Below are 21,936 nucleotides of genomic sequence, written 5' to 3'. Positions count from 1 at the left end.
GGTTAGTGCGCGCGCGCACCCTCACCCCCGCTTTGTGCTTTAAGGGCCGCCGCTGCCGCTTCTTCCGCGGCCTCGTCCCACTCGATTGCCTCCGGCTTGCTGACAAGTGCATGCTCCAGAACCTCGGACACATGCGTGACGGGGATGATTGTCAGCCCCTCTTTCACGTTATCAGGGATCTCTGGCAAGTCCTTGGCGTTATCCTGCGGGATTAACACGGTTGTGATCCCACCGCGAAGGGCAGCTAACAGTTTTTCCTTCAAACCACCGATGGGCATTGCGTTCCCACGCAAAGACACTTCGCCGGTCATGGCGATATCTTTGCGCACAGGGATCCCCGTCAGAACCGACACGATTGATGTCACCATTGCAAGACCTGCACTTGGTCCGTCCTTTGGCGTCGCCCCATCGGGCACGTGCACGTGGATATCAATACTGTCGAACTTTGGTGGCTTAACCCCGATCTCGGGCGCGATAGAGCGGACGTAGGATGAGGCCGCATCAATCGACTCCTTCATCACATCACCCAGCTTACCGGTGGTCTTCATCCGGCCTTTGCCCGGCAGGCGCAGCGCTTCGATGTTCAACAGCTCACCACCAACGGATGTCCAAGCCAGACCAGTGACAACACCGACCTGGTCCTTCTCCTCGGCCAGACCAAAGCGATGCTTTTCGACACCAAGGAAATCATCCAGATTGCCAGCGGTCACATGAATAACATCCGCCTCTTTCTTGACGATCATCGTCACGGCTTTGCGTGCCACCTTCGCCAGTTCGCGCTCCATATTCCGCACGCCAGCCTCACGAGTATAAACCCGCACCATCGCCAGCAGCGCATCATCCGCGACCGAGAACTCTTTATCCTTCAGCCCGTGGTTTTTCATGACCTTGGGCAGCAGGTGTTGCTTTGCAATCTCGACCTTTTCATCCTCGGTGTAACCAGAGAGCGAAATGATCTCCATCCGGTCCAGCAAAGGCCCCGGCATGTTGTAAGAGTTCGCAGTGGTCAGGAACATCACGTTCGAGAGGTCATATTCCACCTCCAGATAGTGATCGACGAAGGTCGAATTCTGCTCCGGATCAAGCACTTCCAACATCGCAGAGGCCGGATCACCCCGGAAGTCCTGCCCCATCTTGTCGATTTCATCGAGCAGGATCAGCGGGTTTGTGGTTTTCGCCTTTTTCAGCGCCTGAATGATCTTGCCTGGCATGGAGCCGATGTAGGTACGGCGGTGACCGCGGATTTCACTCTCGTCACGTACACCACCCAGTGAGATGCGAATAAATTCGCGCCCCGTGGCTTTGGCAACGGACTTACCCAGCGAGGTTTTACCCACGCCCGGAGGACCTACCAGACACATGATCGGGCCTTTGAGCTTCTTTGATCGCTGTTGCACCGCCAGATACTCAACAATCCGTTCCTTGACTTTCTCAAGGCCGTAATGATCGTTATCCAGCACCTCCTGCGCTTTGTGCAGGTCCTTCTTGGTGCGCGATTTTACGCCCCATGGCACACCCAAAATCCAGTCCATATAGTTGCGCACGACAGTGGCTTCGGCAGACATAGGTGACATGTTTTTGAGCTTCTTCAGCTCGGCATCTACCTTTTCGCGGGCCTCTTTAGAGAGCTTGGTTTCGGCAATCTTCGCCTCAAGCTCGTCCACCTCGTTCTGGCCTTCCTCGCCATCGCCGAGTTCCTTCTGAATGGCCTTCATCTGCTCATTCAGATAATACTCGCGCTGGGTGCGCTCCATCTGGGATTTGACGCGTGTCTTGATCTTCTTTTCGACCTGCAGCACGGACATTTCGCCCTGCATCATGCCGAACACCTTCTCAAGACGCTCAGACACAGACAGGGTTTCCAAAAGCCCCTGCTTTTGATCCACTTCAATCCCCAGATGCCCGGCAACCAGATCAGCCAGCTTCGCAGGCTCGGTCGCATCGCCAACAGCGGCCATCGCCTCTTCTGGGATGTTCTTCTTCACCTTGGCATAGCGCTCAAACTCGGCTGACACATTGCGTACCAGCGCTTCAATCTCAGCGGGGTCGCCTTCGGTTTCAGCCAGATAAGTGCAAGACGCCTCGAAAAAGATGTCGTTGGCGACAAAATCAGTGATCTTTACACGCGCACGGCCTTCGACCAGCACCTTTACGGTACCATCAGGCAGTTTCAGCAGTTGCAGCACATTGGCCAGCACACCGGCGCGGTAAATGCCGTCTTCTTTCGGGTCATCCTCACCGGGATCAACCTGGCTGGACAGCAGAATTTGTTTGTCGTCCTGCATCACCTCTTCAAGGGCGCGGACGGATTTATCACGGCCCACGAACAGCGGCACGATCATATGCGGAAACACCACAATGTCGCGCAGCGGCAGGACGGGATAGGATGAACTCAACGGTTCTTGCATGCTCTTTTTTCCTTTTTTGGCAAGACGCCCCGGTCCCGCTTGGCGGCAACATGGAACGTCTCCTCTTGGGATCAATATGTGGGGCCCAACAAAACGGGTTTCAACCGACCATTTCGATCCATTTCGCGCAGACTGCCTGTGCGCGGTCAAAGTCGCAAGGCTGGATTACACAAAAAGCAACTCAAATAAACGCAAACACGGGCGTATCGCCCTGACTTTCTGCGTCCAATCAAACTTTCGCCGAAGGCAATCCTGCCGCCACCAATCAGCACGTCGGATCGATATCGCCCAGCGCCCGCGTTTCATGAAATTCTGTTTCCCAAGCGGCAAAACGCGCCGCAGCGATTGCATCGCGCATGCCCTGCATGATCTCCTGAAAGTAATGCAGGTTATGCCATGTCAGGAGCATACCCGAGATCATCTCATGCGCACGAAACACATGGTGCAGATAGGCGCGTGTATAATTGGCGCAAGTGGGGCATGTGCATTGCGCATCCAGGGGGCGCGGATCATCGGCGTGGCGTGCATTCTTGATGTTCACCACCCCGCGCCGGGTGAATAGCTGGCCGGTTCGCCCAGAACGGCTGGGCAGCACGCAATCCATCATATCAATCCCGCGTTTGACGGCGCCAACAATATCATCGGGCTTACCCACACCCATCAGGTACCTTGGCTTATCGACAGGCAACTGATCTGGTGCGAAATCAAGCACGCCGAACATAGCCTCCTGCCCTTCACCTACGGCAAGACCGCCAACCGCATATCCGTCAAACTCAACAGCCTTCAGCGCCTCTGCGCTCTGCGCGCGTAAATCCTCTTCCAGACCACCTTGCTGAATACCAAAAAGCGCATGCCCCGGCCTGTCTCCAAATGCGTCACGCGACCGTTGCGCCCAGCGCATGGACAATTCCATGCTTTGCGCGATCCGTTTGCGATCGGCAGGCAGTGCCGGGCACTCATCGAAACACATCACAATGTCAGAACCCAAGAGCTTTTGAATGTCCATCGACCGTTCCGGCGTCAGCTCATGCCGGGACCCGTCAATATGGCTTTTGAAGGTCACACCCTTCTCAGTCATTTTACGCAGATCAGCGAGGCTCATCACCTGAAACCCGCCACTGTCTGTCAGGATCGGCTTGTCCCAGTTCATGAATTTGTGCAGCCCGCCCAAACGATCAATCCGCTCGGCCGTAGGGCGGAGCATCAAATGATAGGTATTGCCTAGCAGGATATCGGCACCGGTCGCAGCCACACTTTCAGGCATCATCGCCTTCACGGTGGCCGCTGTACCGACGGGCATAAAGGCAGGTGTGCGTATATCCCCCCGCGGGGTCGAAATCACACCCGTACGGGCTTTGCCGTCAGTGGCGTTCAGGCTGAATGAAAAGCGTTTGGTCATCGCGCTCTCATGGGGGAATTGGGACGAATTGTGAAGGGGGTATGACGGCTGCAGACCCACAGTATCGACCGAACTGCTCGCGCCGCAGGGTATCGCTCTTTTACATCGTCCAAAGCTGCCCCCCCTTTACGCCTTCGCCCCCAAACCCTATATGTTTGCTCAGGAATTGCAGGGACCGATGCCATGACCGACAGCAACGTTCAGCTTGAAGGCGCGCCGATGATTGCGCCATCAACGACAGATCACCCTTTGTACGATGATGTCGTCAAGGCATGTCAGTCGGTCTATGACCCTGAAATCCCGGTGAATATCTATGATCTTGGCCTGATCTATACCATTGATATCAAAGACGATAACGCAGTAAGCGTGATTATGACCCTAACCGCGCCTGGCTGCCCTGTCGCCGGCGAAATGCCCGGCTGGGTCGCGGACGCGATCGAACCGCTACCTGGTGTCAAACAGGTCGATGTGGAAATGACGTTTGAGCCGCAGTGGGGCATGGATATGATGTCTGACGAAGCACGCCTTGAACTAGGCTTCATGTAACTTCGGCAAAACGTCACTAAAACGTAAACTTCCCGTTACAAAGGGACCGTATCCGGCTCTCGTATTCACCCACGGAGCCTGCCATGACGCGCCTTTCCCTGACTATGATTGCGACCCTTGCAGCTACTTCGGCTGCTGCTGAGACCCAACTGACCTATGGCCCGCGGCCTGCGTTCCTGATTGCGCAGATGGAAGACAGCCCACTGAAATCGCAACTGCAATCTTGCGCGGCACAAACACCTGCCCGTTCTGACTTTTCCATCGGGCATCGTGGCGCACCGCTGATGTTTCCGGAACATACGGTCGAATCCAATGTCGCCGCCGCCCAGATGGGCGCGGGTATTCTGGAATGTGACGTGACCTTTACCTCTGATCACGAATTGGTTTGCCGCCATGCCCAGAACGATCTGCACACCACGACCGATATTCTGACCAGCGATTTGGCCGATCAATGCACCACGCCTTTCAGCCCTGCCTCTGGTGATGCAGAAGCCAGCGCCGAATGCAAAACCAGCGACATCACGCTGGCCGAATTTCAAACTCTTTCGCCCAAGATGGATGCCGCGGATACCACCGCGACAACGGCCGAGGCCTATCTGGGCGGCACTGCTGACTGGCGCACCGACCTTTACGTGAATAACACCTCATTGATGACTCACGCCCAGTCGATTGAACTTTTCCGTGATCTGGGTGCCAAATTCACACCCGAGCTGAAATCCCCTGCGGTCGATATGCCGTTCAACGGCTTTAGCCAAGAAGACTATGCCCAAAAGCTGGTTGATGAATATAAGGCCGCAGGTGTGCCCGCCTCTGATGTCTGGCTACAGTCGTTCAACATGGATGACGTACTCTATTGGATCGAGAATGAACCAGAGTTCGGCGCGCAGGCCGTCTATCTGATGGATGAATATGACATCGAGGGATATTCCCCTCAGGACCCCGCGACCTGGCCCAACACCATGGAAGAACTCAAAGCGATGGGGATCAACATCATTGCGCCCCCCACATGGATGCTGCTGACGCTGGAAGATGGGCAAATCGTGCCATCCGCACTGGCCAATGCGGCCAAAGCCGCTGATTTGCAGATGATCACATGGACGCTTGAACGCTCGGGCCCGTTGGCCAGTGGTGGCGGCTGGTATTTCCAATCGATCACCGATGCGACCGACAATGACGGCGACTATTTTGAAGTACTTGATGTGCTGGCGCAACAAGTTGGTGTGAAGGGGGTCTTTTCGGATTGGCCTGCGACCACGACCTATTATGCCAACTGCATGGGGCTATAAGTCCTCAGGTCCCCCAAGGGCACCTTTGCCTTCGGGGGGCTATTTATCACAAACCGCTAGCATCATAATTTCTTTGCTTTTAAATACAGCAAATATATTTCATTGCTTTATAAGAAAGCAATTGATATTCATTGCTAATGACCCAACACACACCTTGCGCTGTCCTGACCGGTGATCTGATCAAATCGCGCCAGTCAGGCACCGCCGCAGTTGATAAGACATTTGATATACTGCACCAGGCAGCCAAGGCCTTTGGTGCGGCGCATGATCTTGACCTGCGTTTTACCCGGCATCGCGGTGATGGCTGGCAAATCGTGCTGATGCAGCCGGGGTTGTTGCTGGATGCGGCCTTGTATTTCGTAGCCCGGCTCAAGGCGGGCGAAGCGCAGATCGCAACACGGCTATCGATCGGGGTTGGGCCTGTTGACAGTTTGGGCAGTCGTGATCTTTCTGATGCGACAGGGCCTGCCTTCTTTGTATCGGGCAATAATCTGGGGCAAATGGGACGCAATCGTATGCTTACGCTTGCCGGTCAAGGGATCGGCGTCGCGCAAGTCGCGATCCTTGATCTGGCCGAATGGATTGCATCAGGCTGGACCGCCACACAGGCAGAGGCCGTGGCGATACATCTTGAGGGGCATCTGATACGACACGAGGATATCGCCAAAACCCTTGGTGTGACCCGGCAAGCAATACAAAACCGGCTTTCCGGGGCGGGTCTGTCCTATTTCGACAATGCGCTCTACGCTATGCGTCATCATAACTACGTATCAGAATAGGCTATTGTGAATGCTGACGACCGCACTTGCCCTGCTTTTGGCACATCTGCTGGCAGATTATCCGCTGCAAAACGGCTGGATCATCGCCAACAAGAAGAAACCTGCTGCGATGGCGGCGCATATCGGCGTTGTGTTCCTACTCACGCTTATCGCACTCAAAGGACAAGTCCTCCCCGCACTGACAATTGCGGTTTTGCATCTTGGGATTGACCTGATCAAAACCCACCTCGCACCGGAAACGCTCTGGGCCTATCTTGCCGATCAGTTGGCCCATGTGGCGACCATTGCTGCTGTTCTCTGGTTCTGGCCGGATCTGGCTTTGCTTTGGCCAAACGCTGGCAATTGGATGCAATATATGCTGGCCATCGGCGCTGGGCTGATCCTTTGCGTCCATGCGGGCGGACCCGCAGTTGGCCTGCTCATGCAAGACTTCGATATGATGCCGCAGCAAGGGCTGCCAGAGGCGGGGCGCATGATCGGCCTGCTGGAACGTGCCTTGATCTTTCTCATGGTTATGGCCGGGCAGCCTGGTGGGATCGGCTTTCTGATCGCCGCCAAGTCAGTGCTGCGCTTTGACACTGCCTCAAAGGATCAAAAAGCCGGTGAGTATGTGATTATCGGCACGCTGGCCTCTTTCGGTTGGGCGCTTTTGGTCAGCTTTGCCACACTATCACTGGTCACATTCTACGGCATCGCCCCGACCCCACCTTGAGCGGGACCGCCAACTGCCCTACATATGAATAAAAGGAGCCTTCACATGTTCGGTATTCCAGGCAAACAAGCGGTCAGCATCACTGACAAAGCGGCAGCACAAATCGCCAAGCTGATGGACAAGGATGGCCATCAGGGCTTGCGCATTGGCGTCAAGAAAGGCGGCTGCGCAGGTATGGAATACACAATGGATTACGTCACCGAGGTTGATCCGCTGGATGAGGTCGTCGAACAGGGTGGTGCGCGGGTGATGATTGCTCCGATGGCACAGATGTTCCTGTTCGGTACCGAAATTGACTATGAGGTCTCATTGCTCGAATCCGGTTTCAAGTTCCGCAACCCCAATGTTGTCGATGCCTGCGGTTGCGGCGAGTCGATCAAATTTGACGAGAATATTCAGGCCAGCTAATGGCACTGGCGGACGCAGATATCGCCTTCGCCACCGATCTTTTCTCTGACCTTGGCCATGTGACAACCCGCAAGATGTTTGGCGGCATGTGCCTTTATCTTGATGGCGCGGTTTTTGCGTTGATGAGCAGTGACGGCCAACTGTACCTTAAGGCGAAAGGTGACGCAGTTACCCAACTCGCAGATGATGGCGCCATCCAATTTCACAACATGCCCTACTGGTCCATTCCGGATGCAGCCCTTGACGATCCCCAAGAGGCCTGCACATTAGCAAGACAAACAATTGCTTCATTGACCTAAGGACCTGCCATGCCCCGTAAGATCGCTGCCGGAAACTGGAAAATGAACGGGCTGCAAAGCACATTGGCGGAACTGCAAACACTCGAAGCTAAACATGGCGACGCTGATATCGCCATTCTGATTTGCCCGCCTTTCACCCTGATCAGCGCATGCGAAGACACCCCCTTTGATATCGGCGGTCAGGATTGTCACACGAACGAGGCTGGCGCGCATACCGGCGATATCAGTGCTGAAATGCTGGCAGACGTTGGTGCAAGTTATGTCCTGGTTGGACATTCGGAACGGCGCACAGACCATGGCGAAACCGATGCGCAGGTCGCCGCGAAATCGCAAGCGGCCTATGATGCTGGCCTGATTGCTGTGATCTGCATAGGCGAAACCCTGAACGAACGTGAAGATGGGACAACACTTGATGTAATTGATGCGCAACTGGCCGGATCAGTTCCCGATACCGCAGACGCCTTGAATACGGTTATCGCTTACGAACCCGTTTGGGCCATCGGCACAGGCAAAGTGCCCACAACAGATCAAATAGCTGAGGTCCATGCGCATATGCGCGCGCGTCTGCAAGATCGTTTCGCGGACGGCGACGAGTTTTCATTGCTCTATGGCGGGTCGGTCAAGGGCAGCAATGCGGCCAACATATTTGCCGTGCCACATGTTGATGGGGCGCTTGTCGGTGGGGCCAGCCTAACGGCGGCAGATTTTTCACCGATTATCGCAGCACTGGAACGTGCATAGCTGAACAGATCAAGAGCCGTCGATCACATCACGCAGGGTGCTGACGGCGGTTTCAATATCTTTCATCATCGCATCCGCACCGACCAGTTCCAGTATGTCTGGATGGTGATCAAGGATATTTCCTGCAACCACCAAATGCGCTAGCGGATGCGAAATACGGATGGCAAGTACAAGCCGTGTCAGCCGTTCGATCATATTGTCCGAATTGGCCACCAGAACGACCGCCCGGTAGTTGCGTCGGTCGGATTGGTCGACCAGCATGTCGTGGTCCAGACCTACCATCATATCCACATCCCAGCCTTCGCGGCGAAATACATCCGTGGCAATTTCAATACCAAGCGTGTGAGTCTCACCGGGGACAAGCGCAAACATCGCGGGCCATTCGTCACGCTCTGCCAGAATACCGGGTGCAATCACATGACGCAGGCCCCGGATAATGCGGTACAGCTTGCCGCAGCCCAAGGTCACATCGACAAATGATATCTCATCGGCGTCCCACATTTCGCCCAAGCGACGGGCAGCACCAGCCACATAGCCCAGATAAATCGCATCCATCGGCACACCATCGCGGCGTGCGGCCATAATGAATTGATCTGCCGCATTATCTTTCGTCGACAACAAGGAAGCACATAGCAGATCAATCTCTGTCGCATCCGGCAGATCGTCTGTTTTGACAGTACGTGGTATTTTGAAAGCAAGACGCCTGACAACTTCACGCGCGAGCGCAGAGACCGCGTCTTGCGGCAACTTCTGTTCAGCCAACCGGAATTGCCGGTCGGCTTTGTGATACTCAGAGCGATCAAACGCATCTTCGTTCAGTGGCACTTTGGCCATGAACGCCCTCCCTTCGTTGGCTAGTGAACCAGTCACCTCGTCTACATCAGAAACGATTTTTGTATCCAACTGTATACTTGATACCATAAAATATAGGCACTTGATGCGTGTCAGAATGTCGCGCGATCTGACACAAAACAATCTGTGATTGTATTGCCTTGTTAACATACGTGCGCTTGCAAATTCAAGGCACCTCAGACACACCGATGGCATGAAAAAGCTCTGCCAATCACCCACTGATCCGACCTTTGTTCAGGATCCCTACCCGTTCTATGACACTGCACGACACACCGGGGACTTTATCTGGTGGGATGATTACGGCATGGCCTGCGCAGTATCGCATAAAATGGTGCATGCCGTGTTGCGTGACCGGCGGATGGGGCGCGAGTGCCCGGCCGAATTGGCCCCGGATATTCCTGCGCATCTGGCCCCGTTCTATCAAGTTGAAGCGCATTCAATGCTAGAGTTGGAACCACCCCGCCATACGCGTTTGCGCGCGCTTGTCTTGCGCGCCTTTACCAGCCGCACCATTGCAGCCCTTGCCCCGGAAATCCGCGCACTTTGCCATAATCTGATTGATCAGTTCCCAAGCGCGCCCTTTGATTTGCTGACCTCTTACGCCCAACCCATTCCGGTCATCATCATTGCGCGTCTGCTGGGTGTCCCAGAGGATCGCGCCGATGATCTGGTCCGCTGGTCCAACGCGATGGTGGCGATGTATCAGGCGCGGCGGACGCCGCAGATCGAGGCAGACGCGATTGCCGCCACTACTGATTTTGTGGCTTTCATGCGCAGCTACATCGCGCAGCGGCGCAAAACGCCGACCGATGATCTGATCTCAACCCTGATTGCAGCAGAAGCAGACGGCGAAAAGCTCAGCGAAGATGAGTTGATCACGACCTGTATCCTGCTGCTCAACGCCGGACATGAAGCAACAGTGCACACGTTGGGCAATGGGACCAAGACGTTGTTGGAGCATCAGATCACAGACATTACCGAAGCGGCCGTCGAAGAGATCATCCGCTATGACCCCCCTTTACACATGTTCACCAGGTGGGTCTATGAAGACGTGACATTAGGACATCATCACTTCAAACGCGGTGATCAGATTGCTTGTTTGCTGGGGGCCGCCAACCGCGATCCGCTGGCCTATGACAAGCCGCATGTTTTCGATCCAGCCCGCAAAGGACCACAAAACTCCAGCTTTGGCGGCGGCATCCACTTTTGCGTCGGCGCACCGCTGGCCCGGCTGGAGTTGCAAATCGCGCTTGAGGTTCTGTTTGCAATGTGCCCCGGCCTGAAACTGGCCGGGGCACCGCACTATGGCGACGTTTATCATTTTCACGGGTTAGAACGGCTGATGGTCTCACTCTAGAAGCGGACAACCTGTGTTGGCGTAATGCGATATATTTCATCGTCCAGATCGTTTGCCTCCATGAAACGGGCGATAGACCCAAATGTTGCCGTGCCGACGTTTGATCCGTGATCAGCCGTCGTCAGTGCCGCAGATGCCGCAGGCGCCAGCAGGCGTTGCATGCCATTCAAACGGATGGGCTGTGGGGTGAAATGCGCCGCGATATTCGCTTTGATCTGCGCCGGATCGCTGGTGTCATAGAGTGCCGCCATCACCACGTCCAACGTATGCTCGGTACAGTTCTGAAACTGGCCTGAACGCGGATTGGCAAGGACCGAGTAGCGCGCGTTGTGCAGGGCGGCATAGGTCGGGCTGGCAATGACATCCAAAATCTTACGCTGCAACCGCGGATCAGGAATGATGATCCCTGCATCCAGACTATGCGCACCGGCAAAAAAGTCACCCGGCGTGTCCTGCACCAGATCGCTTTGGGTCAGATCTCCGTCGCGCTGATAAAGGTTGTAGACGCGGTAGCCCATCCCCGTGCTGCCATCGGCCTTGGTAATCCGTGCATAGACCCAGAATGCGACATGGGTGTAATTGATCCCATCCGGCAGAACCGAAGGGTCACGCCCCACCCGCGACACAATCGCAACATTTGCGCCACGGGCCGCCAGATCGCGTTGGACTTTGTTGGCAAAGCTGGCGACCTCATTTGCGGGCAAGATCGGGTTACTTGCGGCACTGCTGCCTGCAAAGGACGCGATGGGAAAGAGTGTAACCACCAAAAAAAGGGCGACTGTCAGGATACGTGTCATGATCGTTCCCCTCTAATCCAGCTGCGGTGGGCCATTGGGCACCACACAAGTTGATGTAAGAGTGGCAGCGCAACGTGGTTCTGCGGCACCAAGCCCCGTTTCCAAGACTTGGGTGCCAGCATCGACAGATACGTCCCCCACGCTTTCAATCGCAGCGCCCGTTATGGACAGCACCGCGCCTGTTGCAACAACTGGCACCGCCGAAACGGTGGCAGCACCGGATGCGACAGCGCTTGCACCATGGCTGGCCGCCTGCGCGCTGTGATCGGCGGACTGGGCAGTGTGTTGTACACTCGGTGCCGCACAGGCGGCAGCGAGTGAGAGTGTGGCGATTGTAAGTATGCATTTAGTCTTAGGCATAACTGAACTCCATATTTTGAACACTGTTCATTTATTTAACGAGACCAGAGTTACCCGTCAACAAGATTTGTGAACTTCGTTCAATTAGGTATGGAAAACCAGTATGAATTCCGCCTATAGCGGCAATGCCACCGTCGATTTGATCTCTTCCATCGACAAAAGTGCCGTTACATTGTGCACCTTAACTTCCGAAATCAGCGCCTGATAAAACGTGTCATAGGCCCGCGCGTTCTGCACCCTGACCTTCAGGATATAGTCGATATCCCCTGCCAGACGGTGCGCCTCTTGCACCTCAGGCCGCACCTTGAGTGCCTTGAGGAACCGCCGCTGCCAGTCCGCATCATGTTCCGACGTGCGGATCAGAACAAAGAAGCAGGCCTCAAACCCCAGCGCCTCTGCATCTAGCAAAACCGTCTGCTGCCCAATGATCCCTGCCTCACGCATCTTGCGAATGCGATTCCAAACGGGTGTCTTCGAAGACCCCACGGATTTGGCGATTTCGTCCAATGATTGCGCTGCATCCGCTTGCATCGCCGCCAAAATTTTCCGGTCTGTGGCGTCTATACGTACCGACATTCTCATTTCTCCGATTTTGCAGGACAGGTGGTCCTAACTCAGCGCGCGGAAGAACATCCGTCCTTATCAGTGCCGCTGGGGAGGCAAATATCAGAACATTGTTCTATATTGAACCTAAGAAATCTGAAGGCGAACCCATGAAGCACTTTCCCATCTTTCTTGCCGTCGAAGGCCGCCGCATCGTTTTGTCGGGCGGCGGCGATGCCGCCATGGCCAAGCTACGCCTGCTGATGAAGACCGAAGCGCATATCACCGTGATCGCAGATGAGATCGCAGAAGACATCCGCAAATGGGCCGATCAAGGTAAGCTGCGGATCATCGCACGCGCGATGGAACCGGGCGATGCACTCTGTGCAGCCCTCTTTTACGCCGCCAACGAAGATGACGCCGAAGATGCCCGCGTTGCCGCCATCGCCCACGCCGAAGGTGCGCTCGTCAACATCGTCGACAACCTCGCCGACAGCCAATTCATCACCCCCGCCATCGTAGACCGTGATCCTGTGACGGTGGCCATCGGCACCGAAGGCGCCGCCCCTGTTCTTGCCCGTGCGATCAAGGCTGACCTGGAAGCACGCTTGCCAACCTCGCTTGGCATCCTCGCACGCATTGGCAAAACCTTCCGGCATGCCGTCGAGGTTCTGCCGATGGGCCGCAAGCGCCGCGATTTCTGGTCTTCCTTCTACTTTGGTACCGGTCCAAAAGCTTTGGCCGATAATGGCGAGGCCGGTGTTATCCCTGCCCTAGAACAGCACCTCGACGCCCACATCATGCAAACGGCCAAGGCTGGTTCGGTTGATCTGGTTGGCGCAGGCCCCGGCGACCCGGAACTGCTGACACTCAAGGCGCGCAACGCGCTTGATAAGGCCGATGTCGTGATCCACGATCGTTTGGTCACGGGTGAAATCCTCGAACTGGCCCGCCGCGAAGCGATCATCATTGATGCGGGGAAAGAGGGTTTTGGTAAATCCACGGCCCAATCAGATATCGACGCGTTGATCGTGCAACATGCGCTGGACGGGCACCATGTGGTCCGCTTGAAAGCGGGCGATCCAACCGTCTTTGGCCGTCTGGATGAAGAGATCGAAGCGATCGAGGCCCATAACATCCCTTACACCATCATCCCCGGCATCACGGCTGCCTCTGCCGCAGTGGCGGGCATCGGGCAAAGCCTGACAAAGCGGCATCGCAATTCTTCGGTGCGTCTGATCACCGGGCACGACACCAAAGGCTATGCTGACCACGATTGGAAGGCGCTGGCCCAACCCGGTGAGGTTGCGGCGATCTACATGGGTAAAAAATCAGCCCGCTTTATCCAAGGCCGCCTGCTGATGCATGGCGCAGATCCCGCGACCCCTGTGACGATTATTGAGAACGTCAGCCGCGCCGATCAGCAGATCATCGCAACGACGCTGGCCGAACTTGAGCCTACCCTCACCCAAGCCGACCTCAAAGGTCCGGCGATCACCTTTTACGGTCTCGCCCCCCGCGATGCGGCCGCCAATGCCCGCCAACTCAAGGAGTTTGCATAATGCCCCGGACCTTCACCCCAAAAGTCGTCACCGCAAATGCGCTGCTGGAAGGCGACGCTGTTTGGCTGACTGAAAACAACGCGTGGACCCGCGACATACGCGAGGCCGAGTTGCTGACAGATGAGGCGCACGCGGACCTGCGACTGCTGGAAGCACAGGCGCGCGTTGATGAGATCGCAGGCGCCTATCTGGCCGATGCCAAATCTGGCGAGAATGGCCCGGAACCCACACATTTCCGCGAAGAATTCCGCACACGCGGTCCATCCAACTATGCCCATGGCAAGCAAGTGGAGCTTTCATAATGTACACTTACAACGACTTCGACGAAGCTTTCGTCCGTTCCCGTGTTGCCCAATTCCGTGGGCAAGTGGAGCGCCGCATTGATGGCTCTTTGACCGAGGATGAATTCAAGCCGCTGCGCCTGATGAATGGCCTCTATCTGCAACTGCACGCCTATATGCTGCGGGTGGCAGTGCCTTACGGCACGTTGAACCCAGCGCAGATGCGGCAGCTGGCCTATATCGCGGATCGTTGGGACAAGGGCTATGGCCACTTCACCACGCGGCAGAACATCCAGTACAACTGGCCTAAGTTGCAGGATGTGCCTGATATGCTAGAGGCACTGGCCGATGTCGGTATGCACGCGATCCAGACGTCAGGTAACACGATCCGCAACGTGACGGCTGACCATTTCGCCGGTGCTGCTGCTGACGAAATCGAAGACCCCCGCCCTGTCGCTGAACTCTTGCGCCAGTGGTCCACAGACCACCCTGAATTCCAATTCCTGCCACGCAAGTTCAAGATCGCCGTGACAGGTGCGGAACACGACCGCGCTGTGACGAAGGCGCATGACATTGGCCTGCGTATGGTACGGAATGACACGGACGAGCCCGGTTTCGAAGTCATCGTTGGCGGTGGCCTTGGCCGCACCCCGATGGTGGGCAAAGTGCTGCGGGCCTTCCTGCCCAAGGCGGATCTGTTACCCTATTGCGAGGCGATTGTGAGCGTCTACAACCTACTGGGTCGTCGCGATAATAAGTACAAAGCACGCATCAAAATCACCGTTCATGAGAACGGATTGGAGAAAATTCAGGACCTGGTCGAGGATCGCTTTGCCGCGATCCGTGCCGGGTTTTCTGGACACGATCAAGCGCTGTTGGAAGAGATCGAAGCAGCCTTCGCCCCACCAGCATTTGAGAGCAAGTCAACAGGCGGATATGAGGCAGCACGTCTTGCCAACCCCGCGTTTCGGTCTTGGACTGATACGAACCTTTCCGACCATAAAGCGGATGGTTATGCCATCGTGTCCATCAGCATCAAAAAACACGGCGCAACGCCCGGTGATGCGACCTCTGACCAGATGCGCGTCATGGCCGATCTGGCCGAACAATATGGGCATGGTGAATTGCGCATCAGCCATGAACAGAACGTGATCCTGCCGCATGTGCACAAAGCGGACCTCGCAAAGGTTTATGCCGCGTTGCGTGAGGCTGATCTGGCGACCGCAAACATCGGTTTGGCCTCTGATATTATCGCTTGCCCCGGTATGGATTACTGCGCGCTGGCGACAGCACGCTCAATCCCGATCGCGCAAGAAATCGCGACGCGGTTTGACGAGCTGAAGATCGAACATGAGATTGGTCAGCTGAAGATCAAAATATCGGGCTGCATCAACGCCTGTGGGCATCACCATGTTGGGCACATCGGTATCCTCGGGCTGGACCGGGCTGGCGTGGAAAACTACCAGATCACGCTGGGCGGTGACGGCACCGAGACGACAACCATCGGCGAACGCGCAGGCCCCGGCTTTAGCGCGGATGAGATTGTCCCGGCAATTGAGCGTCTGGTGACGGGTTACTTGGGTCTGCGCAGCGATGCGGATGAAACCTTCTTGCAAGCCTATCGCCGTCTGGGGATGGAACCGTTCAAGGCGATTCTTTATCCAAGCGAGGACAAAGCCAATGCCGCTTAAGGAACTGGCCGAACGCCGCAATATCCTGCACCGCAAATCTGACGCACAAACTGTGCTGCGTCACGCGTTGAATGATGTGGAGGTGGGACAAATCGCCTTGGTATCCTCTTTTGGTGCCGAAAGCGTTGTGCTGTTGCACATGATAGCACAGATTGACACAGCAACGCCGGTGATCTTTCTCGACACTGAAATGTTGTTTCCCGAAACGCTGACCTATCAACGCGAGGTCGCAAAGGCGCTGGGGCTGACCGATGTGCGTGTTATGTCGCCCGACCGGAACGCAGTGCTGACCGAAGACGTGGATGGGCTGTTGCATCAGGCCGACACTGACGCCTGCTGCGATCTGCGCAAGACACGGCCTTTGGCGCAAGCATTGGCAGATTTTGACGGCTGGATCACCGGGCGCAAGCAGTTCCAGGGTGGCAAGCGTACTGATCTACCGCTCTTTGAAAAAGATGGTCGCAAGATCAAGATCAATCCGTTGGTAAAGTGGTCCGCGCAGGATCTGCGGGATTACATGACAGAACATGATCTGCCGCGGCATCCGTTAGTGGCGCAAGGGTATCCATCTGTTGGCTGCATGCCCTGCACAACACGCGTCAGCGATCATGAAGATCAGCGCGCAGGACGTTGGCGTGGAACAGAAAAAACCGAGTGCGGCATTCACTTCGACAAGAATGGCGCGACACGAAAAGGACAAGCAGCATGAGCGTGATTGTAACGGATAAGGGCTTTGCCGCAGATGACTTTGCCTGCGGGTTTGTGGCTTTGGATGAAGTTGCGGCAAATGACTGCGACTATGGCGTCGATCTGCCATCGGATACGGCGCCAGAGGCGTTGGTTGGACTTGATAACGCAGCGATGATCCGTATTGATTTTCCGTCATCTGCGGATGGGCGCGGGTTCACGCTGGCGGCGATGCTACGCCGTGCGGGCTTCAAGGGCCGGTTGCGCGCCAAAGGCCATGTGCTGGCAGATCAATATGCAATGGCGCGCCGGTCTGGCTTTGACGAGGTGGAAATCAATGATGCCTTGGCGGCACGCCAGCCAGAAGAACAATGGCGGTTCCGCGCAGATTGGCAAAACCACAATTATCAAGCGCATTTGCGCGGCTAACACCCCTTTCCCTGACAGAGATCAATGATTAGACGGAGGGCGCAGCCTATGGATGCGCCATGAATGATATGACAGAGCAAAAACCCGTGACCACAGATACCGCCAAAGCTGTCCCGACCCTGCCTGACGCGCAGACAGTGACGGATGTGAAACATTATACCGACCGCTTGTTTTCCTTTCGGGTGACACGGCCTGCGTCCTTGCGCTTCCGCTCTGGTGAGTTCGTGATGATTGGATTGATGGGTGATCCTGATCCGAAGACCAGCAAGCAAAAGCCACTGTTGCGCGCCTATTCGATCGCATCCCCGTCTTGGGATGAGGAGTTGGAGTTTTACTCGATCAAGGTGCAGGACGGTCCACTGACATCCAAACTGCAACATATCAAACCGGGTGATGAACTGATCCTGCGCCCCAAACCCGTTGGCACGCTGGTGCATGACGCTTTGTTACCTGGCAAACGCATCTGGTTTTTTGCCACCGGCACGGGCTTTGCCCCCTTTGCCTCGCTTCTGCGCGAACCGCAGACTTATGAAGACTATGATGAGGTGATCATCACCCATACCTGCCGCGAAGTGGGCGAATTGACCTATGGGCGCGACCTGATTGAGGGGCTCAAAGAAGATGAGTTACTGAACGAGGTGATTGGCGAAGGGTTTTGGAAAAAGATCAAATACTATCCTACGACCACACGCGAAGAGAGCCCCAAGATGGGGCGTATCACGGATCTGATGCGGTCGGGTGAAGCATTTGCCGATCTTGATGTGCCGCCGCTGTCGCCGGAAACTGACCGGGCGATGATTTGTGGGAATTTGGCTTTCAATCTTGAACTGAAAGAGATGTTTGAGGAATACGGGCTGGTCGAAGGCGCGAACTCTAAGCCACAACACTATGTGGTTGAAAAGGCGTTTCTGGACTAACGCTAGTCACAGATCAAAAAAGGGCCACATTGCGCTTGCGATGTGGCCCTTTTGCTTTTGTTTTATAATCGCCTAGAGGCCGAGCGCTTCTCGGATGTTGGCGAGCACTGGCTCAAGCAACAGCGGATTGTCTTTCGCTGTATCAACTGCCGTCGTCATCAACGATTTCATGTCATCGGACAGATCAGAACCTTCCACCAACTGGGTGACCTTGTCGGCGTCAAAACCCTCCACAGTCAGCAATTCCCCTGCCATCGACATCAGGTCTTCGCCGGCCTCTGCGACCTCGGCGGTCGCATCTTCAACTGCCTCTTCGGCTGCGGCTGCGGCTTCCTCAGCGGCAGCGGCGGCAGCAGCTTCTGCTTCAGCAGCGGCTTGCGCTGCAGCCTCTTCAGCAGCTTGTGCTGCAGCTTCAGCCTCGGCGGCGGCAGCAGCAGCAGTGGCTTCCTCGGCAGCAGCTTCAGCGGCGGCGGCTTCTTCTGCAGCCTGTGCTTCGGCGGCGGCGGCGGCTTCGGCGGCAGCTTCTTCAGCCGCGGCAGCTTCTGCAGCCGCTTCAGCAGCAGCACGCTCTGCCTCTTGGGTTGCGCCGGTCAGAACGCCGACAGCTTCACTAGGACCACGTCCTTCGGCCGCATATTGATAGCCAAAAAACCCAACAATCGCCACGATGGCAAGAATGAGTATTGCACGCATGGGTCATCTCCTTTTCCAAATCTTCGTATTTGGGCCCCCATCGGACCTTGCCAGCGGATATGTCAGAAGCCCCATCAAAGGGAAAGCGCAATCGCTGAAGCAAAATCAACGATAAACCGCATCTTTTGCGGGTTGAAGCCGCCCTTGGGGGTGTTTAGTTTGACGGTCACGAAGATGGAACAACCAAAGGATAAAGACCATAGGACGCAGACCTCATAACGCGCCACCACAACGTGACACAGGCCCACGGATCAACGATCGTATCCGGGCTTCGGAAATCCGCCTGATTGGCGCAGAAGGCGAAAACGTCGGTGTTGTGACACCTGAACGCGCGATGGTGATGGCAGATGATGCCGGGCTTGATCTGGTGGAAATCTCACCAAATGCCAACCCGCCGGTCTGCAAGATCATGGACTATGGCAAGTTCAAATACGAGACGCAGAAGAAAGAAGCCGAAGCGCGCAAGAAGCAAAAGATCATTGAAATCAAAGAGGTGAAGTTCCGCCCCAACACGGACAACCATGATTACGATGTGAAAATGCGCAACGTGTTCAAGTTTCTGGAAAATGGCGACAAGGTAAAGATCACACTGCGCTTCCGTGGGCGTGAGATGGCGCACCAGCAATTGGGCCGTGAGCTGCTTGAACGTGTCGCGGAAGACACCAAAGAGGCCGGCAAGGTGGAAAACTTCCCCAAGATGGAAGGTCGCCAGATGGTGATGCTGATTGGGCCACTGCCGAAGTAGGCACTACCCTTTTTTCGAAAATGCAAAGGCCTTCACACGTGTGAAGGCCTTTTAATTTCACTCTCTGCGAGACCTCTTAGATGGTCTTGCGGAGTGTCTGTGTGACTTCAGCCATGATGCTCACCGCAATCTCGGCGGGCTGCCGCCCCCCAATATCCAGCCCCACCGGCGCGTGGATGCGCCCAATTTCGTCATCGGTGAACCCAACTTCTTTCAGCCGTATCACCCTTTTTGCATGGGTGCGCGTGGACCCCAGACAGCCCAGATAGAAAGCTTCCGATTCCAAGGCTGTAACTATCGCGGGATCGTCCAACTTGGGATCATGCGTCAGAGTGACAACCGCTGTGCGCGCATCAATCTTCAGCGCGCGCAAGGCGGCGTCCGGCCAATCATCCTGTATCGCTTCGCCGGGAAAGCGTGCTTGTGACCCAAAGGCGGGGCGCGGATCGACCAGAATAGGCTTGTATCCGCAGGCTCGCGCCATCCCCACCAAGTGCTGCGCGATATGCACGGCACCCACGATGATCATGCGCAAAGGTGGATTATGAACGGCCACGAAGGTGCGCCCATCCGCCTCGATCCCGGATGTATCGGACCGCTGTCGGTCCGGGTAGGCCGCCGCCGGGTGCAAACGCGGCTGGCTCTTCTCGATATCCGTCACATAGACGACAGGTTCCGACTGGCTGCGCGCGTCCGTCAGCCGTTCCAGAATTTCGACCGGCATGACCGAGCCTACGGGTTCGATCAGCACTTTGATCTCACCCCCACAAGCAAGACCCACGGCGAAAGCTTCATCATCACTCACGCCGAAGCTCAACAAGCGTTGTTCCCCTGCGGTAATGGCATCAATCGCGTCGGTCACGACCGCACCTTCAACGCATCCCCCCGAAACAGAGCCTTCCATCGCACCGTCAGCATCAATCACGAGCTGACTGCCAACAGGGCGCGGGGCGGACCCCCAGGTTGCGACCACGGTTGCAATTGCAACACCGCGCCCCGCGCGATGCCAATCAAGGGCCAGTTGCGGAAGGTCAGTGATGTTATCTGTCATGGTAAGGCATCTTGCTGTGAATAAATTAAATCTAGCATATCTTTTTGCGGCTTGCACCGTAGTCGTAAGTCACGCATTTCATGTGCCATCCATTGCCCCTATGCGGCAGAAGGCCTAGTTTCGAATACAAAGCATGGGAGTAAGCACCGTGAACGCACCGACACCGATCACAGCAACTGGTTTTGGCCCGGATTTAGGGCCGTTCGATTGGGCCGATCCTTTGCGGTTAGAGGACCAGCTTTCCGAGGATGAACGGATGCTGCGTGATGCCGCCAATACCTTTGCACAAGAGGTCTTGCAGCCCCGCGTCACTGATGCCTACCGCGAAGAAACCGTTGATCCGGGCATTTTTGCGCAGATGGGTGCTGCGGGCCTGTTAGGCCTGACCATTCCCGAAGAATACGGCGGGCTGGGCGCAGGCTATGTCACCTACGGCCTTGTCGCCCGCGAAATTGAGCGGGTGGACAGTGGTTATCGCTCAATGATGTCTGTGCAATCGTCCTTGGTGATGTATCCCATCCATGCCTATGGCAGTGAGGCCCAGCGCGCAAAGTACCTGCCCGGACTAGCGGCTGGTACGCTGATCGGCTGCTTTGGCCTGACAGAACCTGATGCCGGTAGTGACCCTGCGGGAATGAAAACGACGGCCAAGAAGACCGCCGATGGCTATGTGATCAACGGATCAAAGATGTGGATCAGCAATGCGCCCATTGCGGATGTATTTATCATCTGGGCCAAGTCAGACGCGCATGATGGCAAGATTCGTGGCTTTATCCTCGACAAGGGCGCGCAGGGGCTTTCCGCGCCCAAGGTTGGCGGCAAGCTGAGCCTGCGCGCATCCGTGACGGGTGAAATTGTGATGGACAATGTCACCGTGTCTGAGGATGCCCTTTTGCCGGATGTGCAGGGGTTGAAAGGCCCATTTGGGTGCTTGAACCGCGCACGCTATGGCATTTGTTGGGGGGTGATGGGTGCGGCAGAGGCCTGTTGGCACGCCGCCCGGCAATATGGATTGGATCGCAAGCAATTCGGCAAGCCTTTGGCCCAAACCCAGCTTTTCCAAAAGAAACTGGCGGATATGCAAACTGAAATTGCGCTTGGCACACAATCAGCCCTGCAACTGGGTCGCCTGATGGAGCAGGGCAAAGCAGCGCCTGAAATGATCAGTCTTATGAAGCGGAATAACTGTGGCAAAGCGCTTGAGATCGCACGCAGCTCACGCGACATGCATGGTGGCAATGGAATCAGCGAAGATTTCCAGATCATGCGCCATATGATCAACCTTGAGACGGTGAATACCTATGAAGGCACGCATGACGTGCATGCATTGATCCTTGGGCGTGCACAAACAGGGCTTCAAGCCTTCTTTTAGAGTATATCGGCAACATTGAAC

Annotated in this window: 24 protein-coding genes; 16 read left to right on the top strand and 8 right to left on the bottom strand. The window is 55.8% G+C overall.

The genetic code is table 11. From position 1 onward, the window contains the following. Window positions 1-2 precede the first annotated feature (2 nt). Window positions 3-2,408 (bottom strand): endopeptidase La, encoded by a 2,406-nt coding sequence (gene lon / locus BC777_RS01710; protein WP_100366439.1) that lies wholly within the window; start codon window positions 2,406-2,408, stop codon window positions 3-5. A gap of 265 nt (window positions 2,409-2,673) precedes the next feature. Then, the gene (tgt, locus tag BC777_RS01705) at window positions 2,674-3,807 is read right to left on the bottom strand and encodes a tRNA guanosine(34) transglycosylase Tgt (protein ID WP_100366438.1); all 1,134 of its coding nucleotides are present in this window, start codon (window positions 3,805-3,807) and stop codon (window positions 2,674-2,676) included. Window positions 3,808-3,990: 183 nt separating this feature from the next. Here tgt and BC777_RS01700 point away from each other — a divergent pair, with 183 nt between their 5' ends. The 7 genes from BC777_RS01700 to tpiA all read left to right on the top strand — a co-directional run bounded on the left by BC777_RS01700 (window position 3,991) and on the right by tpiA (window position 8,578). Beyond that, complete coding sequence (locus BC777_RS01700; protein ID WP_100366437.1) at window positions 3,991-4,353, top strand: SUF system Fe-S cluster assembly protein; 363 nt, start codon at window positions 3,991-3,993, stop codon at window positions 4,351-4,353. An 83-nt stretch (window positions 4,354-4,436) separates the two neighbouring features. Beyond that, a complete protein-coding gene (locus BC777_RS01695) occupies window positions 4,437-5,639 on the top strand; it encodes a glycerophosphodiester phosphodiesterase family protein (RefSeq protein ID WP_100366436.1) in 1,203 nt (400 codons plus the stop codon). A gap of 137 nt (window positions 5,640-5,776) precedes the next feature. Continuing rightward, on the top strand, window positions 5,777-6,418 hold the full coding sequence (locus tag BC777_RS01690; RefSeq protein ID WP_100366435.1) for a hypothetical protein: 642 nt from the start codon (window positions 5,777-5,779) through the stop codon (window positions 6,416-6,418). Between the two features lie 10 nt (window positions 6,419-6,428). Continuing rightward, window positions 6,429-7,130 carry a DUF3307 domain-containing protein gene (locus BC777_RS01685; RefSeq protein ID WP_100366434.1) on the top strand — a complete coding sequence of 234 codons (702 nt, stop codon included), beginning with the start codon at window positions 6,429-6,431 and terminating at the stop codon, window positions 7,128-7,130. 45 nt (window positions 7,131-7,175) lie between these two features. Beyond that, window positions 7,176-7,538, top strand: coding sequence for a HesB/IscA family protein (locus BC777_RS01680; protein WP_100366433.1), 363 nt, complete (start codon window positions 7,176-7,178; stop codon window positions 7,536-7,538). After that, window positions 7,538-7,837: a TfoX/Sxy family protein gene (locus BC777_RS01675; RefSeq protein ID WP_100366432.1), complete on the top strand. Its 300-nt coding sequence runs from the start codon at window positions 7,538-7,540 to the stop codon at window positions 7,835-7,837. Before BC777_RS01680 ends, BC777_RS01675 begins: the two co-directional genes overlap by 1 nt. 9 nt (window positions 7,838-7,846) lie before the next feature. After that, window positions 7,847-8,578, top strand: coding sequence for a triose-phosphate isomerase (tpiA, locus tag BC777_RS01670; protein ID WP_100366431.1), 732 nt, complete (start codon window positions 7,847-7,849; stop codon window positions 8,576-8,578). A 9-nt stretch (window positions 8,579-8,587) separates the two neighbouring features. Here tpiA and BC777_RS01665 read toward each other — a convergent pair whose 3' ends face one another. Continuing rightward, the gene (locus tag BC777_RS01665; RefSeq protein ID WP_100366430.1) at window positions 8,588-9,412 is read right to left on the bottom strand and encodes a cobalamin B12-binding domain-containing protein; all 825 of its coding nucleotides are present in this window, start codon (window positions 9,410-9,412) and stop codon (window positions 8,588-8,590) included. A gap of 211 nt (window positions 9,413-9,623) precedes the next feature. Between BC777_RS01665 and BC777_RS01660 the strand changes: the two genes are divergently transcribed. Next, window positions 9,624-10,787, top strand: a complete 1,164-nt coding sequence (locus BC777_RS01660) for a cytochrome P450 (protein WP_100366429.1) — start codon at window positions 9,624-9,626, stop codon at window positions 10,785-10,787. Here BC777_RS01660 and BC777_RS01655 read toward each other — a convergent pair. From BC777_RS01655 to BC777_RS01645, 3 genes are all read right to left on the bottom strand, one after another. Further along, on the bottom strand, window positions 10,784-11,584 hold the full coding sequence (locus BC777_RS01655; protein ID WP_100366428.1) for a DUF2145 domain-containing protein: 801 nt from the start codon (window positions 11,582-11,584) through the stop codon (window positions 10,784-10,786). The two genes, BC777_RS01660 and BC777_RS01655, sit on opposite strands and share 4 nt — an antisense overlap. Before the next feature lie 12 nt (window positions 11,585-11,596). Next, window positions 11,597-11,944, bottom strand: a complete 348-nt coding sequence (locus BC777_RS19190) for a hypothetical protein (protein WP_133122501.1) — start codon at window positions 11,942-11,944, stop codon at window positions 11,597-11,599. Between the two features lie 114 nt (window positions 11,945-12,058). Continuing rightward, window positions 12,059-12,520, bottom strand: a complete 462-nt coding sequence (locus BC777_RS01645) for an Lrp/AsnC family transcriptional regulator (protein WP_100366426.1) — start codon at window positions 12,518-12,520, stop codon at window positions 12,059-12,061. A 137-nt stretch (window positions 12,521-12,657) separates the two neighbouring features. On the opposite strand from BC777_RS01645, the gene cysG reads away from it, so the two are divergent. Genes cysG through BC777_RS01615 form a run of 6 tightly spaced genes read left to right on the top strand, consistent with a single transcriptional unit; the run spans window position 12,658 to window position 18,054 of the window. Continuing rightward, window positions 12,658-14,049: a siroheme synthase CysG gene (cysG, locus tag BC777_RS01640; protein WP_100367955.1), complete on the top strand. Its 1,392-nt coding sequence runs from the start codon at window positions 12,658-12,660 to the stop codon at window positions 14,047-14,049. Then, window positions 14,049-14,351: a DUF2849 domain-containing protein gene (locus tag BC777_RS01635; protein WP_100366425.1), complete on the top strand. Its 303-nt coding sequence runs from the start codon at window positions 14,049-14,051 to the stop codon at window positions 14,349-14,351. The genes cysG and BC777_RS01635 overlap by 1 nt, the downstream gene beginning before the upstream one ends. Next, entirely contained in the window at window positions 14,351-16,021 is a 1,671-nt protein-coding gene (locus BC777_RS01630) for a nitrite/sulfite reductase (protein ID WP_100366424.1), read from the top strand. Before BC777_RS01635 ends, BC777_RS01630 begins: the two co-directional genes overlap by 1 nt. Then, window positions 16,011-16,730, top strand: a complete 720-nt coding sequence (locus BC777_RS01625) for a phosphoadenylyl-sulfate reductase (RefSeq protein WP_100366423.1) — start codon at window positions 16,011-16,013, stop codon at window positions 16,728-16,730. Before BC777_RS01630 ends, BC777_RS01625 begins: the two co-directional genes overlap by 11 nt. Then, window positions 16,727-17,137, top strand: coding sequence for a DUF934 domain-containing protein (locus tag BC777_RS01620; RefSeq protein ID WP_100366422.1), 411 nt, complete (start codon window positions 16,727-16,729; stop codon window positions 17,135-17,137). The genes BC777_RS01625 and BC777_RS01620 overlap by 4 nt, the downstream gene beginning before the upstream one ends. A 59-nt stretch (window positions 17,138-17,196) precedes the next feature. Next, window positions 17,197-18,054: a ferredoxin--NADP reductase gene (locus tag BC777_RS01615; protein WP_100366421.1), complete on the top strand. Its 858-nt coding sequence runs from the start codon at window positions 17,197-17,199 to the stop codon at window positions 18,052-18,054. A 72-nt stretch (window positions 18,055-18,126) separates the two neighbouring features. Here the strand turns inward: BC777_RS01615 and BC777_RS01610 are convergent, their stop codons facing one another. Beyond that, the gene (locus BC777_RS01610) at window positions 18,127-18,747 is read right to left on the bottom strand and encodes a hypothetical protein (protein ID WP_100366420.1); all 621 of its coding nucleotides are present in this window, start codon (window positions 18,745-18,747) and stop codon (window positions 18,127-18,129) included. Window positions 18,748-18,937: 190 nt separating this feature from the next. Here BC777_RS01610 and infC point away from each other — a divergent pair, with 190 nt between their 5' ends. Beyond that, window positions 18,938-19,492, top strand: coding sequence for a translation initiation factor IF-3 (gene infC, locus BC777_RS01605; protein ID WP_311135471.1), 555 nt, complete (start codon window positions 18,938-18,940; stop codon window positions 19,490-19,492). 76 nt (window positions 19,493-19,568) lie between these two features. On the opposite strand, the gene BC777_RS01600 is transcribed toward infC, so the two are convergent. Continuing rightward, entirely contained in the window at window positions 19,569-20,543 is a 975-nt protein-coding gene (locus BC777_RS01600) for an XdhC family protein (protein ID WP_100366418.1), read from the bottom strand. 148 nt (window positions 20,544-20,691) lie between these two features. Here BC777_RS01600 and BC777_RS01595 point away from each other — a divergent pair, with 148 nt between their 5' ends. Next, on the top strand, window positions 20,692-21,915 hold the full coding sequence (locus BC777_RS01595; protein WP_245834117.1) for an acyl-CoA dehydrogenase: 1,224 nt from the start codon (window positions 20,692-20,694) through the stop codon (window positions 21,913-21,915). Window positions 21,916-21,936 lie beyond the last annotated feature (21 nt).

This window comes from Yoonia maricola (genome assembly GCF_002797915.1).
Classification (GTDB): domain Bacteria; phylum Pseudomonadota; class Alphaproteobacteria; order Rhodobacterales; family Rhodobacteraceae; genus Yoonia; species Yoonia maricola.
This window is presented reverse-complemented; position numbering and strand designations above follow the sequence as displayed.